This window comes from Bradyrhizobium sp. 604_D8_N2_3, assembly GCF_051810765.1.
In the GTDB taxonomy this organism is placed as follows: domain Bacteria; phylum Pseudomonadota; class Alphaproteobacteria; order Rhizobiales; family Xanthobacteraceae; genus Bradyrhizobium; species Bradyrhizobium barranii.
Genome location: NZ_JBPWPM010000001.1, coordinates 3,172,191 through 3,186,350 on the forward strand (window position 1 = coordinate 3,172,191; position 14,160 = coordinate 3,186,350).

Here is a 14,160-nt window from a genome sequence, read left to right on the forward strand (position 1 = left end):
CGATGACCGGCCGCGCCTTCGCAACCGTCAAGATGATTGAGTCCGCAGCAGTGCGCGCGCTCGCCAACGGCCACGATCTCAAGACCTGGAAGGCGCACCGCATCGCGCATGACCTGATGCGGTACGACGCCGATTTCGAGGGTTGCGATTACACACAGCTGGTCTCGGTCGCGCAGCTCTGGCGGAAGGGGTTTGCTGCATGAGCAAGGTCGCTGACATCGCGTCGAAGCGCGCCGAGCAGATCGCCAAGGATCAGCTGAAATCGATCATCGAGCGGATCGAGCGGCTGGAGGAGGAGAAAAAGGCGATCTCCGACGACATTCGCGACGTTTACGCCGAGAGCAAGGGCAACGGCTATGACGTCAAGGCGCTGCGCACCATCGTGCGCATGCGCAAGATCGAGCCGATCGAGCGTGAGGCATTCGAGACCGTCCTCGAAACCTACATGCAAGCGCTGGGGATGCTGTGATGATGCAGGCTCCGGTCAACATCACGGAAGCTCGCGCGGTCGCGTTCGATTTGCCTGATCTGCCCGACCTGTCGGCGACGCCGTGCCGCCGGATCTGGCTGTCGCAGCGCGAGCCGATCTGGACGCTGGTCGATGCCGTCGACTTCGCCTGGCTGTCGGACAACATGTGGAATGTCTGGCATGCCGGTAACGGCCGCGGCGACAGCTGGATGCACTACGCCAAGCGCAATGTCGGGCCGTCGCGGTCGACCGTGCGGATGCATCGCGAGATCATGATCGCGGCTGATCCCGGCCGCGATGAGGCGTTCTTGGCCGCCCATGTCGTCGACCATATCAACGGCCAGACGCTCGATAACCGCCGTTGCAATCTGCGCTGGGCCACCAAGCGCGACAATGCGATTAGCCGCCGCACGCGCGGCGCCGCGCCGACGCTCGACGCCATCGTGGGCCAGATCATGGCCGATGCGCTCGCAGGCGCCCGCCAGCTGGAGGAGATCCCCTTTGACTGAGCTGGTTCGATATGAGGCGGCGCGCAAGGCGCTGGCCGAGGCGGTCGCGGTCGACGAGGTCGTCGACATTCGCAGCAAGGCCGAGGCGATGCGGGTCTACGCGCGCCAGGCCAGCGACAAGGGGCTCGAGATCCAGGCCGCGCAGATCCGTTTCCGGGCCGAGCGGCGGCTCGGCGAGCTGATCGTGGCGCAAAAGGAGACGGTCGGGCTCAACGCCGGATCGCGGGGTCAGCTGGCGGGCAAGAGCGATTCTGGCGGTGCCGTTGTGGAACAGCCAGAAGACGAGCGCCCGCGTCTTGCCGATATCGGAATCGACCGCAAGCTGTCGTCGAAGGCGCAGAAACTGGCGGCGATGGATCTCGCCGAATTCGAGCGCGCGCTCGCCCGGCACAAAGAGGAAATGGAATCCGGCGCCGGCCGCGTCGCGATGGATCTGCTCAAGATCGATGCCGAGGAGAAGGGGCGTGTTCACCGGCGCGATCTGTCCTCGGCGCTGGCCTCGGCCTCGGCGCTGACGCCGTCCGGCAAGAAGTATCCGGCGAGCTACAGCGATCCGCCGTGGGTGCGAAAGGCCGGCGTCGGCAATCGCGCCTATGAAAACCACTACGCGACCATGCCGTGGCCGGAGATCCTCAAATATCTGGAGCGGGTCGGCGAGGCGATGCAGCCTGACGCCTGGCACTGGATGTGGATTCCGCGCGCGCATCTGCTCGCCAAGGTGCCGTACACGATCGAGGTGACGCTCGCCGATGGCGAGGTCGTGATGGCGACGGCTGACCTGCCGCTCGCCTATGCCTGTCAGCTCGCGCTCGGCATGGACAGTTACTCGACCTGCTACGTCTGGACCAAGACCGACGAGGAGCATCCGGACGAAAGCGGCACCGGCTTGCTGGTGTGGGACCAGGACGAGCTGCTGCTGCAGTTCAAGCGCGGCCGCGGCCTGCCCAAACCCGCCAGCGACGAAAAATTCGGCTCCAATCATCGCGAGCGGAAGCGCGAGCACTCGCGCAAGCCCGACCATTACCGCCGCATGATCGCGACCATGGTCGGCAAGGATAGCGACGGCGCGCCGCTGCCCGTGCTCGAGCTGTTTGCCCGCGTCGATGCCGAGCACCCGCTGCCACAGAATTGGGACGCATGGGGCAACCAGGCCGGCGTGAACATCGCGCTACAGACATCCGCCGCCGGCGAGCCGTCGTCGGCACCGAGCCCGCAACCTGATGCTGACGCTGGGGCTCGAGATAACGACGACGGCTCACCCGCGGCGCACATCGAAATGCTCTGGGGGCATCCAGCGATCACCGGCGTCCACACCGTCAGCATGACGCGCGAATATCCTGGAGACCAGATCCTCAGCGTTGCGACTTGCCAATGCGGCTGGTCGTTCCGGGCCGATACCTTCGCGGACGGGGCTCAGCTTCGTCAGGACGCCGTCGACACACACTGGCGCGATGTCATCGCGCAGCATCAATCCGGCCTCGCTGCAGAGTTGCCTGCGGTCGGGGGCGGGGTCGCCGTGGCGGACACCTCGTCTGAAAGGGCCAGCCCCGCTGTGTCCGCCACGGACGATCGCGCGCCTTATGACGATGTCGACACCATCACCATCGACCAGCTGGCGGGCTCCGAATGGCTCGCGCCGGCGACGTTCGACCCTGCGTCACTCGGCGAGCGCGAGGCGCTGACGATCCTCTCCGACTTCTGCCACCTCCGTCGCGACATCGCGCCGGATCTCGGCGAGTTCTACCGTGCGCGGGGCTATTCCTATCTCGGCGCCACGGAATGGTCGCTGACCGGCAAGGGCTGGGACCGTCTGCGCGAGCTGCAGGCCGAGGCGACGCCGCCAGGTCCGCGCGCCGAGCTGACCGAGCCCTTCCGCGCGCCGCAAATGAGCCTGTTCGACGCCGCGCGCCAGCTGGAAGACGCGCCGCCGGCCGAGGTCGTTGACGGCGCCCTGCAGACGCGGCTGCCGGTCGATGCCGACGAGCTCGCCGAGCAGCTCGCGCTGCTCGCCGTCGATGCGGGCGGCCCGATCGACGGTGACATGGTGCGGCATCTCGTCGGCAAGGACTTCCTGTTCGCCACGACCAAGGCGCTCAAGATCACCGAGACCGGCCGCGCCTTCCTGGCTCAGCTTGTCGGGCCAGCATCCGTTCAACAGCAGGGGGTATCTCATGGCTAGGATCTACGCCGCGTCGTCGTGGCGAAACAAGAAACAGCCTTCGATCGTCGAAGCGCTGCGCGGCGAAGGGCATGAGGTTTACGACTTCCGCAATCCATTCAATGGCGTTCCTGGATTCGCCTGGTCTGAGATCGACCCGCACTGGCAGGCGTGGTCCGCTGCTCGCTATCGTGAGCTTTTGACGACGTCCCCGATCGCTGCGCGCGGCTTCGTGAGCGACCTGCGTGGCATGCAGTGGGCCGACACCTGCGTGCTGATCTTGCCTTGTGGTCGCTCGGCGCATCTCGAGGCCGGCTGGTTCTGCGGGCAGGGAAAGCGCTGCATCATCCTGACGCAGGACGGCGAGGAGCCCGAATTGATGGCGCTGCTCGCGACGGACATTTGCGTGTCGATCGACGAGGTGCTCACGACGCTGCGGAGGCCGGCTTGATCGTCGTTCGCGTCGAGCTGCATTCGGCCATCACCCGCAAGGTCACCGAGATCGCGCGCATGCGCATCCGCAATGCCGGCGGCACCGCGGATCTCGGCAACTACTCGGTTGAGACGCTAGGCGGCCGCTCGCGCGAGCAGCTCGATCGCGGCGTCTGCCAGCGCGGCGGCGCCGTCGAGAGTTATCCGCGGCTGCGCATCCACGTCTGGCACCTCGTCGCGCGCGCCTTGATCGCGATGAACTACGCCGGCGCAGGCGAAAAGGAACAGCAGGGCGATTTTTTTGCCGGGCAGGAGGGGGAATGATCACCATCAGCGTCAACGTCGTGGTCGGCGCGGGCTCCATCATCGCGTTCGCCGGGTTCATGCTCGGTTATGCCATCGCCTGGCGCCAGCGCGGCCGCTACGTCGCGCAGGCCCTCGAGGAGGCGACCAAGCCGGAGCCGACCACGCTCGTCATCGGCGACCTCGAGACGCGTTTCCGGAGATCGCAGGCGTGACGCGCCACAAGTGGAGCGAAAAGACGCGCCAGTCGAATGGCGACTCCCGCAAGATCTGCACGCGCGAGGGCTGCGAGATCGTCTGCGTGTCGTGCCACGGCGTCGATAAGCACGGCCGACAGGACCATTGGAAAGAATGGTGGCGCGGTAGCGAGAAGATCCAGGTCGGCGGCGCAACGCCGGTTTGTGAAGCCGTCGAGGTGCCGGCATGAGCAGGGGCAGATGGTGGTCGACCCACGAGGATGAAACCATCCTGCGTCTGCGCGACGTCTCGCAACTAAATTGGAAGGCGATTGCTGCCAAGGTGCCGGGCCGCAGCGCGGCGGCCTGCGAGCAGCGATATTACGGCAAGCTGCAGGGCGCGCGTAATCGGGCGCCGCGGCCGACTGGCCCGGCTCCTAAGCCCGGTCCGCGCGGCTATTGGCGCCGTCCGGTCGTCGTCAATGTGCCGCTGGCCGCCAAGCCCGCGAAGCTGCCCCCGCCGCCGTTCGTGCCGCGCGGCCGCGTGGCGACGACAGAGGCGCTGCGCGATGCTGCGTTGTTGCAGGCGCGGATCGAGACCTGCGGTGACCTCACGCGCGGCTATTTCGGCGACCCGGAGCCCGGCCGCTCCGCGCTCGATCAGCGCGCCAAGGGCGCTCCGGCGGCCGTGGAGCGGCCTTTCAGCATCGCGGTGTCCGATGGCTGACACTAGCCTCATCCTGCAGACACTCGGGTCTGGCGGCCCGCAGGCCCTCAAGCTGGCAACGGTCATCACCAGGCTGGTCGTCAAGGTCGCCGACCGCGAGGTCGACGGGCTCGAAAAGTATCAGGTCGTGAGTTTCGGCCGCACCGTTAACGGCGCGCGCTTCCCGGATCGCTGGTGGCCGCGCCTGACCAAGGCGCTCGAGACCGGCGCGTTCGAGCGTCTCTCCGCGCAAGCGATCGTCGACGTGATGATCGACCACGACCGGCCGTAGGCAAGCCGCGATTGTCCCTAGCGTTCTGTTGCTTACCGCGTCCAGTTGAATCCAACTCTCAAGGCATCACGTGTCAAATCCTCGTCTGTCGATCATCCCCGCGGGGGCGGTGACTGATCGCTCGCTCGACGCTCGCGACCTGCAGACGCTGTGTCTGCTCGGCCGGCATATCGATCGCGCCGGCTGGTGCACGCGCAGCCAGGTGCGCATGGCGGCCGAGATCGGATGCGGCCGCGCCACGCTGCAGCGCTCGCTCGAGCGGCTGTATGAGGCCGGCTGGGTGGAGAAGCGGCGCCGCGACCATTGGCGGCCGGAAGATTCGACGCCGTCGTCGAGCTATGCGTATCGCGTGAAGCTCGACCGCGACGATTTCGATCTGAAAAGCCTCTCGCGCGATGCCGAAGACGATCTCGACGAGAGCCATGCAGAAAACGCGGAAGTGCCGGAAAATGGGGAGGGGGTGCCCGCTGGTGGGCAGGGGTGCCCGCCAGCGGGCACGGGTGCCCATCCATGCGTGGGCACGGGTGCCCATCCATACGCGGGCACCAATAACGACCCCTTAGAACGTCCCCTTAAAACGATTGAGAGAGACGCGGGCGCGCGTGCGCGGGATCGCAAGGATCGCTTCAAGGCCGAGTTCCGCAAGCGATGGCCGACCGCTGCCGTCGACGATCGCAACCGCACCGACTATGCCGCCGATGCGCTGACGGCTGACGAGGAGAAAGCGGCGATCGCCGGCGTCGAGCCGTTTCTCGAGGAGCTGAAACGCCAAGGGCGCAAGGGCGTCCCGGCGGGCTGGCGCTACCTCGAGGAGAAACGCTGGACGTTGTTGAAGCAGGGCGAAGGGGCTGCCGAGGGAGGCCCTGCCGTGAGGCCACCGATCGAGCTGGGCAGCGTCGAGCATCGCGCGCTCGAGGTGCTCTACGCGGTCGCCCGGATGCGGCCGCTCGAGAGCAAGGGGCGGGTGATCTACTCCGGCACGATGACGCCGCAGCTCCTCGCCTTCGCGCAGGCGCCGCCGCGCGACGCCTGGCTCTGGATCGATGACCGGCAGCAGCTCGGCGCCTGGCAGGCGTTCCTCGCAAGGCACGTGTTCGGGGGCAGGCCCGCGCTATTGCAGCAGCGCGGCGACAAGTCCGGTTTCTTCGTGCCGTTCGGCTGGCCGCCGCGCATCGACGGCACGCTGTCAGCATCACACGACGACGCATCACAGGCAGGGGGAGACGAATGAACATGCATTACGAAATCGGGCAGTTCGTCGGTTATGAGACGATCGCCGAGCCCGTCGCTGTGCCGGTCACGCCAGAGCGTTGGTGCATGCTGAGTGTCACGCCTGGCCGTGACGCGCGTGTCGTGAGGCGCCTGCTGGATCGGGGCATCTGCGCCTATTCGCCGATCATCGTGCGTTACATCGATCGGCGCACCAAGGTCGAGAGCCGCAAGCCGCATCTTGGCAAGCGCGTCGAGCGTCCGTTCCTCGCCGGCATGGTGTTCGTGCCCGACTTCGATGTGCGCAATCCGGCGATCAAGCGGATCGACGACGTCGGCGAGTGGCTGACGATCGACGAGGATGAAGGGCCGCGCTTTGCCTCGCTCAAATCTGCCGACATGGCTGTCGTGCGTGGCCTTGTGGCTGCCGAGAATGCGCCCTTCGGCATGCGCGACTATGCTCTCGATCAGATGGTGCAGATCGTCGAGGGGCCGCTCGCCGGCTTCGTGGCGCAGGTCAGGCGGCTTGACTCCCATAGCCGACTCACCGTCTTTGTCGACGCACTGCGCGGCGCCTCGGTCCAGTTGTCCGAGACGCAGGTCGAGCCGGTTCCTGCAGGTCAGTCCTGTAGCACGGCGGGCCGTCGGAAGCGGAAACGCTCTGAGCGCCCCTGACTCCGGTCAGGGTGCGAAGCATTCGGAAAAACCGTTTCACATGAAACAAGCCCGGCCATCGCGCCGGGCTTTTGCATGCGTAGGGTGTGCGGTAGCGCGCCTGTGCGTCACCGCTGCCCTCCTTGGGCGTTTCCTCCCTAGACTAGGGCCGCTTGTGACACCGCAAGCGGCCCTTCCTTTTGTGAGGCCATCTCAAACGGAGGCGCGTTCATGTCGACCAAGGTCAAACTTCACAAGGCAAGCTATCTCGCGGGCGCCGTGGCTATGCTGCTCGACATCGCTCGGCGCAAGCGCGAGACGAGCAAGCGAAAGCCTGCTTCGCGTCGTCGTGTTGTTCGTTCCTCACGCTAGTGCCGTCACGTCCTCAACAGTTTCGCGCTCGGCCTGCGCCAACGCGCGCCGAGCAGAATGCTGCGGTTGACGTTGAGCGTGGTTCGTCACGTGAGCGTGGGTATACGACGCAGTGGGACAGCGCTTCGCGGCTGTTCCGTCTGCACCATCCCGTCTGCAAGGGGTGTGAGGCTGTAGGGATGGTGAGGCCGACCGAGGTGACCGACCACGTCGAGCCGCACAAGGGTGATCGCGATCGCTTCTGGGATCGTGCCATGTGGCAGCCTGCCTGCGCATGGCACCATGACGTGATCAAGCAGAAGCTCGAGGCGATGTTCGCCAGGGGCGAGATCGTCGTCGCTGATCTCTGGCTCGACAGCCCGGTCGCTGTGCGTCTCACTCTCGCCGAGCTGCCGGTCGACGTAGGGGTGGGGGGTGGCCAAAAGTCTAGAGGCCCTTCTCCGGGACCGGCACTCTAGAACCGCATTTTTTGCCGCGAAATTCCTGAGATTTTATTTTTTATGGGCCGTCATCCCGACAATCCGCTCGATCAGGCTGCCAAGGGGTATCCTGGCAAGCGAAAGACGAAGACCGAGAAAGCGATCCTCGAGGCCGAGCGCCTTGCGGGCATGCTGGTCGCGGTGCGGACGCAGACGCCGTCGGAGAACAAGCCCGGCTATCTGCAGGACTTGCGGCTGAAGGGTGCGAGCGTCATGTGGGACGATTACGCACCGCGGCTCGACCGGCTGCACCTGCTTTCGCAGCTCGACCTGCACCTGTTCGCGATGTTTTGCATCTACGCCGCCGAATTCGTCGCCGCGAACGAGGAGATCCTGACCAAGGGCTATTCGGTCATGGTCAAAACCATCTCCGGCGACAAGATGCCCCGCGAAAATCCCGCGGTCGGGCGCCGCGATCACGCCGCAAAGATGACGATCGACCTGTCGAGCAAGTTCGGCCTTTCGCCGCAGGATCGTCACCGGCTGCTCGCCGCCGGCGCGATGCATTTCGACGACGACACGCTGTTCGGCCGCGCCGTGCAGCGTCCGGCCGCGGCGCCGGCCACGCCGGAAGACGATGCCAGCGAGAGCGCGCCGGCCGCGGAGCCCATCCCGGCGCCGGTCGCGGAAGGGTCCGCGATCGGCTCGCTCTCAGCGTTTGACTCGGTCCCGCCAGGCACAAAGCCGAACTGACGATGCATGCAGGACTCAAAGCTGCAGACGGAAGCGTCCGCGCTCGCGATCGCGGTGATCGCGGGGCCGCAGCTCCATCCGGAGCCGGAATGGCTGACGCATGCCGTCGAGGAACTGGGCTATTCGTGGGCGCGGATAGCGTGGCAGCGCGCGGCCGCGGTGCCGGGCGCCTGGTACGATGCGACCAAGGCGCAGGCCGTGGTCGACCGCTGGCCGACCTGGTTCAAGCTGACGGTTGGCCGCTTCGCGGGCCTGCCGTTCCGGTTGTCGCCGTGGCAAGAGATCATCGTCCGGCTGCTGATTGGCTGGAAGGCTCCGACCGAGATCCTCGATCCGGAGACCATGCAGCCGACGCAGGTTCACGTCCGGCTGTTCTGCGAGTTGCGGCTGTGGGTGCCGCGCAAAAACGGCAAGAGCGAGTTCCTCGCCGCGCTGGCGCTGTTGTTTTGGGCGATCGAGGGCCAGCGCCGCGGCGCTGGCTTTTGCTTTGCGCACGACGAAAGTCAGGCGCGCGAAGTCTTCGACAAGATGGGCGACATGATCGGCTATGCGCCGGGCGTGTTCCGCTCGCCGACAACCGGCGAGTCGATCAAGGTTTTTGCCAAGCAGCTCTGGAATGCGGAGCTGCGCTCGGCGTTCCGGCTGATGCCGGGCAAGGCGAAGGGCAAGCACGGGCGCGCGCCGTTCGTCACGGTCGGCGACGAGATGCACGAATGGGTGTCGACCGAGCTGGCCGACACGCTGCGCCAAGGCGAGGGCGCCTCGCTGCAGCCGATCCGGCTCTATGCCTCGACCGCCGGCCTGAAGTCGCAAAAGACAGGCTTCAAGCTGTGGGAGGAGTCGCAGAAGATCCTCGACGGCCGGATCGACGACCCGACCACGCTGGTCGTGATCTTTGCGGCGGACGAGGACGCCGACTGGCGCGATCCGAAAGCGCACGCTGCAGCAAATCCATCGCTTGGCCTATCGCCGACCAAGGCGTTTCTCGCGCGCGAGATTTCCAAGGCGGTGACGCCGGCGGGCGAGGCTGCGTTCCGGCGCTACCATCTCAATCAGTGGGTCGAGGATTTCGCGCGCTGGATCTCGGTGCGCAAGTGGGACGCTGCGAGCCCGGATCGCGAGGCGTGGAAGCGCTTCGGCGACGAGTTGAAGGGTCGCGAGTGCGTCCTCAGCTTCGACTCGACCAAGAGTTTCGACCTGGCGGCGATGTGCCTGCGCTTTCCGCCAATCGCCAAGGGCGAGCGCACCAAGTTCATCTGGCATTTCTGGCTCCCGAGCGAAACGATCGAGAAACGCGTCGCGGCCGAGCGCACGCCGTTCGATCAATGGGTGCGCGAAGGTGCGATCGTGTCGATTCCCGGCGGCGTGTTTGAACTCGACTATGCCGTCAATGCCGCGCTCAAGGCCTGCGCCGACTACCGCGTCACCAAGATCGGCTGGGACAGCTGGAACGCCCTGGAGTTCTACAATCGCATGGTGAAGGCCGGTCAGCCCGAGGATCTCTTCGCCGAGATGCGGTTCGGCACCAAGTCGCTCGGCCTCGGCACGCGGGAATTCGAGCGCAAGGTTTTCGGCTCGGAAATGGATCACGGCGGCAATCCTGTCGCCCGCTGGATGGTGGGGCACTGCAACGTGCGCTTTGACGAAAACATGAATTATGTGCCTGCGAAAAAGCGCAGCGAGGACTCGATCGACGGCGTCGTCGCGGCGGTGATGACCGAGGCGCTCGCCACGGCGCCGGAAGCGCCGACCGCCGGCCTGGTGCTGCTATGAGCTGGCTTTCCGACGCCCTCGGCACCTCGGCACCCGCGGTCCGCGTGCCGGAGGATTTCGAGCCGCCGAAAAACGCGACGCAGATGGTGCCGCTGACCGAGATCGTACGCGGCTCGCAGTCCTGGGCGGACCTGTTCGGCCCGAATTGGGGCGGTGGGCTTCCGGCCCTGACCGAGTATTCCGCGGCGACGGTGACGGCGATCTACGCCTGCTGGTCGTTGATCTCGGGCGCAATCCAGACGTTGCCCGTCAACATGATGAACGTCGACATTCCGACTGGCGAGCGCGAGCGGATCTTCGACGATCCGCTGCTGTGGGTGCTTAACGAGGAGATGTCGGCGCGCTGGCCGGCGCCGATCGGCTGGGAATTCCTTGTCAAGTCGATCATGGCCGAGGGTGATGCTTTCGCGATCATCCGCCGCGACCGGATGTTCAAGCCGGTGGGGCTCGAGCCGGTTCACCCGCTGCGCGTCCTCAACGGGATCGTGCCGGAAACTGGCCGCATGGTGTACCGGATCGCGCCTGAATACCTCGCCAACGGGCAGGTGATCGGCCAGACCCGCGACTTCGACCAGGATGACATCATCCACGTCCCCGGATTCGGCTTCGATGGCCTGCGCGGCATGACGCCGCTGCGCTACTCGCTGCGCAACGCCGGCGGCGTCGCGATCGCCGCGCAGGAGTACGCGGCGCGGTTCTTCACCAACGGCGCCCGACCGGACTACGCGCTGTCGACCGACCAGCAGCTCGCCAAGCCGAAGATTGAGGAAATCCAGGAGCTGGTCGACGAGCGTCACCGGTCCGTCGAGAACGCGCACAAGCCGATGCTTCTGCACTCTGGCCTCAAAATGACCAGCCTGCAGATATCGGCCAATGACATGCAGCTGCTCGGCCAGCGGCAATTTCAGATCGAGGAGATCGCGCGCGCCTATGGCGTGCCGCCCTTCATGATCGGCCACAACGAAAAGACGACGTCCTGGGGCTCAGGCGTCGAGGCGATGTCGATCGGCTTCGTGCGCTACACGCTGCGGCCGTACCTCAACAAGATCGAACGCGAGCTGGACCGCAAGCTGTTCCGGACGCGCTCGCGGGTGACGGTGTTTGACACCTCCGACCTCGAGCAGGCCGACACCAAGACACTATACGAATCCTTGCGTGTTGCGGTCGGCCGTGCCGGCGAGCCGCGCTTCATGAAGCCGAACGAGGCGCGCGCCAAGCTGCGGCTGCCGCGGGACAAGGATGCGGATGCCGACAAGCTCGGCGTCAACGCCGGCGCGACGCCGCCGGCGGCGAGTGATCAGGGCTCAACCGAACCGAAGGACGCTGCAGCATGAAAGACCGTCGCCTGTTCAATCTGCTCGCCGCCAACACCAAGCGCGGCACGTTCCGCGCAGATGCGGCCAGCAACACGATCGAGCTATATGACTTGATCGTGTCGAGCGAGATCGAGGCCGAGTGGTATGGCGGCGTCTCACTGCAGGGTTTTGCCAAGACGCTGCGCGGCATGTCCGGCACCGTGCATCTGCGCATCAATTCGCCGGGCGGCGACGTCTTCGCCGGCGTCGGCATCGCGCAGATCATGCGCGAATATGACGGCGAGATCATTGCGCATGTCGACGGTTACGCGGCGTCGGCCGCATCGGTCGTTGCGATCGCCGCGAGCAAGGTGATCATGGCGCCGGCGTCGATGATGATGATCCACAAGGCCTGGACGTGGGGCATCGGTAATGCCGACGACCTGATGGCGACCGCCGAGCTGCTCGAAAAGATCGACGGCCAGCTCGCCGACACCTACGCCGCGCGCGGCAGCAAGGATGCCGCGACCTTCATGAGCCTGATGGCTGCCGAGACCTGGCTGACGCCGCAAGAGGCGATCGATTGCGGGCTCGCCGATGAGCTCGCCGGCGATAAGGACAAGGCCGCAACCAATGCGCGGGCGCGCTGGGACGTCTCGGCGTTCGAGCGGGCGCCGTCGCCGCCGATGGCGGCGCAGACGGATGACAAGATTCGCGCCGCGGTCGAGGCGGCTCTCGCTGAGCGCGATCGCCGCGACAGCGAGAAGGCCGCGACGATCGCGGCCGCTGAACATGAGCGGGGGCAGCGCCAGCGTCGCGCGCACCTGCTCGCAAGAACTGCCTAAGCGCGCCGCGCCGAGCAGGAAAAGCGCCGCGGCCGTCTGGCCGAGGCGGTCTCCAGCCATGTCATGAAAGGACAGAGAATGGCTTCACTTCAGGAACTGAGAGCGCAGGGCGCGGCCATCGTGGTCGCGATGCAGGCGATGGCGGACAAGCCCGCCGACAAGTGGAATGCCGCGGTCGACGGCCCGGAATGGGACAAGCTCGATGCGCAACTCGTCGAGATCCAGGCCAACATCAAGCGCAATGAGCGCGTGATCCAGGCGGCTGCCGACAATCTGCAGCGCGACCTGGTCGTCGATGCCGCGCTGCGTGTCGGCCAGGACCAGAAGTCGGAAGCCTCGACGCTGTTCGCCAAGTGGGTTCGCGACCCGAATGGTCTGTCGGCCGAGGACTGGACCAAGATCCGGGCCACGATGTCGACCACGACGGGCAGCCAGGGCGGCTACACGGTCCAGACCGAGGTGCAGAAGACGGTTCTCGACGCGCTCAAGGCCTATGGCGGCATGCGCGCCGTTGCGACCGTGTTCCAGACCTCTCAGGGCAACCCGATGAACTACCCGACCTCGGACGGCACATCCGAGACCGGCGAGATCATCGGCCAGAACACGACCGCGACCGGGGCTGATCCTACGTTCGGTTTCGTCCCGCTGAACGTCTACAAGTTCTCGTCCAAGATCATCGCTGTCCCGTTCGAGTTGTTGCAGGATAGCGAGGTCGACGTCGAGGGGTTCGTGATCAAGCGATCGACCACCCGCCTCGGCCGCATCACCAACACCAAGTTCACGATCGGGCTTGGCGATGGCTCGAACGAGCCGAACGGCCTTGTCACGGCGGCTTCGGCCGGTGTGACTGCTGGCAACGGCACCAGCCAGGTCACGGCGATCATCTACGACAGCCTGATCGACATGCAGCATTCGGTTGATCCGGCCTATCGCGAGACCGGCGAGTGCAAGTGGATGATGCACGACTCCAGCGTCAAGGTGATCCGCAAGATCAAGGACAGCCAGCTGCGCCCGATCTTTGTGCCGGGCTGGGATTTTGCCATCCCGACCGGTGGCAAGGCCGGCAAGATCCCTGACTCGCTGCTCGGCGATCCCATCCAGGTCAACCAGGACATGGCGGTGATGGCCGCGAGCGCCAAGTCGATCGCCTACGGCAAACTCAACGAATACAACATCCGCGACGTGATGGATGTGACCATGTTCCGCTTCACGGACTCCGCTTACACCAAGCTCGGCCAGGTCGGTTTCCTTGCCTGGCTGCGCTCCGGCGGCAACCTGATCGACGTCGGCGGCGCGGTGAAGCTGTTCGTTAACGCGGCGTCCTGATCGCAAGCCGGGACGCAGTGGGGGAGAAGGGCCGGGACAGTTTCCCGGCCCTTTTTATGTAAGCCCCATTTTCTCCCAAGGAGGTTGAGAGCGATGCGAGTGATCATGACGTCTTACCACACGCTTGCCGATGGCACGGAACTGAAGCCGGGCGATCCGCACGATCACGATGAAGCCGAGGCGCGGCGCCTGGTCGGCGTCGGCGGCGCTCGGTTTCCGACCAAGGGCGACGAAGCGCGGCTCGAGGCGCATGCGCGCGAGCAGGCGAAGGCCGACGTCCGGATGCAGCTCGAGTCCTCGACCAACGACGAGCTGAAGGCGGGCGCAGAACAGCGCGGCATCGACCTGAAGGGCGCGACCAAGAAAGCCGAGATCATCGCGGCGATCGTTGCCTGGATGGACGAGCGCGAAGCGGAAGCCATCGCGGCGCAGACGGCTCAGAAGTAACCACGTCGGCCGCCATCGGGGA

Annotated in this window: 20 protein-coding genes; all 20 read left to right on the forward strand. The window is 65.7% G+C overall.

What is annotated here, in order from left to right; all coding sequences use genetic code 11:
- Nucleotides 1-2: 2 nt before the first annotated feature.
- The 20 genes from AB7245_RS15075 (at nt 3) to AB7245_RS15170 (ending at nt 14,138) form a co-directional block, all read left to right on the forward strand.
- Nucleotides 3-203 (forward strand): hypothetical protein, encoded by a 201-nt coding sequence (locus AB7245_RS15075; protein WP_439034373.1) that lies wholly within the window; start codon nt 3-5, stop codon nt 201-203.
- Complete coding sequence (locus AB7245_RS15080; RefSeq protein ID WP_439034374.1) at nt 200-469, forward strand: DUF2312 domain-containing protein; 270 nt, start codon at nt 200-202, stop codon at nt 467-469. Before AB7245_RS15075 ends, AB7245_RS15080 begins: the two co-directional genes overlap by 4 nt.
- Complete coding sequence (locus AB7245_RS15085) at nt 469-978, forward strand: HNH endonuclease (RefSeq protein WP_439034375.1); 510 nt, start codon at nt 469-471, stop codon at nt 976-978. Before AB7245_RS15080 ends, AB7245_RS15085 begins: the two co-directional genes overlap by 1 nt.
- A complete protein-coding gene (locus tag AB7245_RS15090) occupies nt 971-3,157 on the forward strand; it encodes a hypothetical protein (protein ID WP_439034376.1) in 2,187 nt (728 codons plus the stop codon). Before AB7245_RS15085 ends, AB7245_RS15090 begins: the two co-directional genes overlap by 8 nt.
- Nucleotides 3,150-3,587 carry a hypothetical protein gene (locus AB7245_RS15095; protein ID WP_439034377.1) on the forward strand — a complete coding sequence of 146 codons (438 nt, stop codon included), beginning with the start codon at nt 3,150-3,152 and terminating at the stop codon, nt 3,585-3,587. The genes AB7245_RS15090 and AB7245_RS15095 overlap by 8 nt, the downstream gene beginning before the upstream one ends.
- On the forward strand, nt 3,584-3,892 hold the full coding sequence (locus tag AB7245_RS15100) for a hypothetical protein (protein WP_439034378.1): 309 nt from the start codon (nt 3,584-3,586) through the stop codon (nt 3,890-3,892). Before AB7245_RS15095 ends, AB7245_RS15100 begins: the two co-directional genes overlap by 4 nt.
- Nucleotides 3,889-4,086, forward strand: coding sequence for a hypothetical protein (locus AB7245_RS15105; RefSeq protein ID WP_439034379.1), 198 nt, complete (start codon nt 3,889-3,891; stop codon nt 4,084-4,086). Before AB7245_RS15100 ends, AB7245_RS15105 begins: the two co-directional genes overlap by 4 nt.
- Nucleotides 4,083-4,298 (forward strand): cytochrome C, encoded by a 216-nt coding sequence (locus tag AB7245_RS15110; RefSeq protein WP_439034380.1) that lies wholly within the window; start codon nt 4,083-4,085, stop codon nt 4,296-4,298. Before AB7245_RS15105 ends, AB7245_RS15110 begins: the two co-directional genes overlap by 4 nt.
- On the forward strand, nt 4,295-4,774 hold the full coding sequence (locus AB7245_RS15115; protein ID WP_439034381.1) for an SANT/Myb-like DNA-binding domain-containing protein: 480 nt from the start codon (nt 4,295-4,297) through the stop codon (nt 4,772-4,774). Before AB7245_RS15110 ends, AB7245_RS15115 begins: the two co-directional genes overlap by 4 nt.
- A complete protein-coding gene (locus AB7245_RS15120; RefSeq protein WP_439034382.1) occupies nt 4,767-5,045 on the forward strand; it encodes an ABC transporter substrate-binding protein in 279 nt (92 codons plus the stop codon). The genes AB7245_RS15115 and AB7245_RS15120 overlap by 8 nt, the downstream gene beginning before the upstream one ends.
- Nucleotides 5,046-5,154: 109 nt before the next feature.
- A complete protein-coding gene (locus tag AB7245_RS15125; protein ID WP_439034383.1) occupies nt 5,155-6,276 on the forward strand; it encodes a hypothetical protein in 1,122 nt (373 codons plus the stop codon).
- The gene (gene nusG, locus AB7245_RS15130; protein ID WP_439034384.1) at nt 6,273-6,929 is read left to right on the forward strand and encodes a transcription termination/antitermination protein NusG; all 657 of its coding nucleotides are present in this window, start codon (nt 6,273-6,275) and stop codon (nt 6,927-6,929) included. Before AB7245_RS15125 ends, nusG begins: the two co-directional genes overlap by 4 nt.
- 210 nt (nt 6,930-7,139) lie before the next feature.
- Nucleotides 7,140-7,280 carry a hypothetical protein gene (locus AB7245_RS15135; protein ID WP_439034385.1) on the forward strand — a complete coding sequence of 47 codons (141 nt, stop codon included), beginning with the start codon at nt 7,140-7,142 and terminating at the stop codon, nt 7,278-7,280.
- Nucleotides 7,281-7,459: 179 nt separating this feature from the next.
- Nucleotides 7,460-7,738: a hypothetical protein gene (locus AB7245_RS15140; protein ID WP_439034386.1), complete on the forward strand. Its 279-nt coding sequence runs from the start codon at nt 7,460-7,462 to the stop codon at nt 7,736-7,738.
- A gap of 42 nt (nt 7,739-7,780) precedes the next feature.
- Nucleotides 7,781-8,452 (forward strand): P27 family phage terminase small subunit, encoded by a 672-nt coding sequence (locus AB7245_RS15145; RefSeq protein ID WP_439034387.1) that lies wholly within the window; start codon nt 7,781-7,783, stop codon nt 8,450-8,452.
- Between the two features lie 6 nt (nt 8,453-8,458).
- Nucleotides 8,459-10,225: a terminase TerL endonuclease subunit gene (locus AB7245_RS15150; protein WP_439034388.1), complete on the forward strand. Its 1,767-nt coding sequence runs from the start codon at nt 8,459-8,461 to the stop codon at nt 10,223-10,225.
- The gene (locus AB7245_RS15155) at nt 10,222-11,559 is read left to right on the forward strand and encodes a phage portal protein (RefSeq protein WP_439034389.1); all 1,338 of its coding nucleotides are present in this window, start codon (nt 10,222-10,224) and stop codon (nt 11,557-11,559) included. Before AB7245_RS15150 ends, AB7245_RS15155 begins: the two co-directional genes overlap by 4 nt.
- Complete coding sequence (locus AB7245_RS15160) at nt 11,556-12,365, forward strand: head maturation protease, ClpP-related (RefSeq protein ID WP_439034390.1); 810 nt, start codon at nt 11,556-11,558, stop codon at nt 12,363-12,365. The genes AB7245_RS15155 and AB7245_RS15160 overlap by 4 nt, the downstream gene beginning before the upstream one ends.
- Before the next feature lie 78 nt (nt 12,366-12,443).
- A complete protein-coding gene (locus tag AB7245_RS15165; RefSeq protein WP_439034391.1) occupies nt 12,444-13,691 on the forward strand; it encodes a phage major capsid protein in 1,248 nt (415 codons plus the stop codon).
- Between the two features lie 105 nt (nt 13,692-13,796).
- Complete coding sequence (locus tag AB7245_RS15170) at nt 13,797-14,138, forward strand: hypothetical protein (protein ID WP_439034392.1); 342 nt, start codon at nt 13,797-13,799, stop codon at nt 14,136-14,138.
- Nucleotides 14,139-14,160 lie beyond the last annotated feature (22 nt).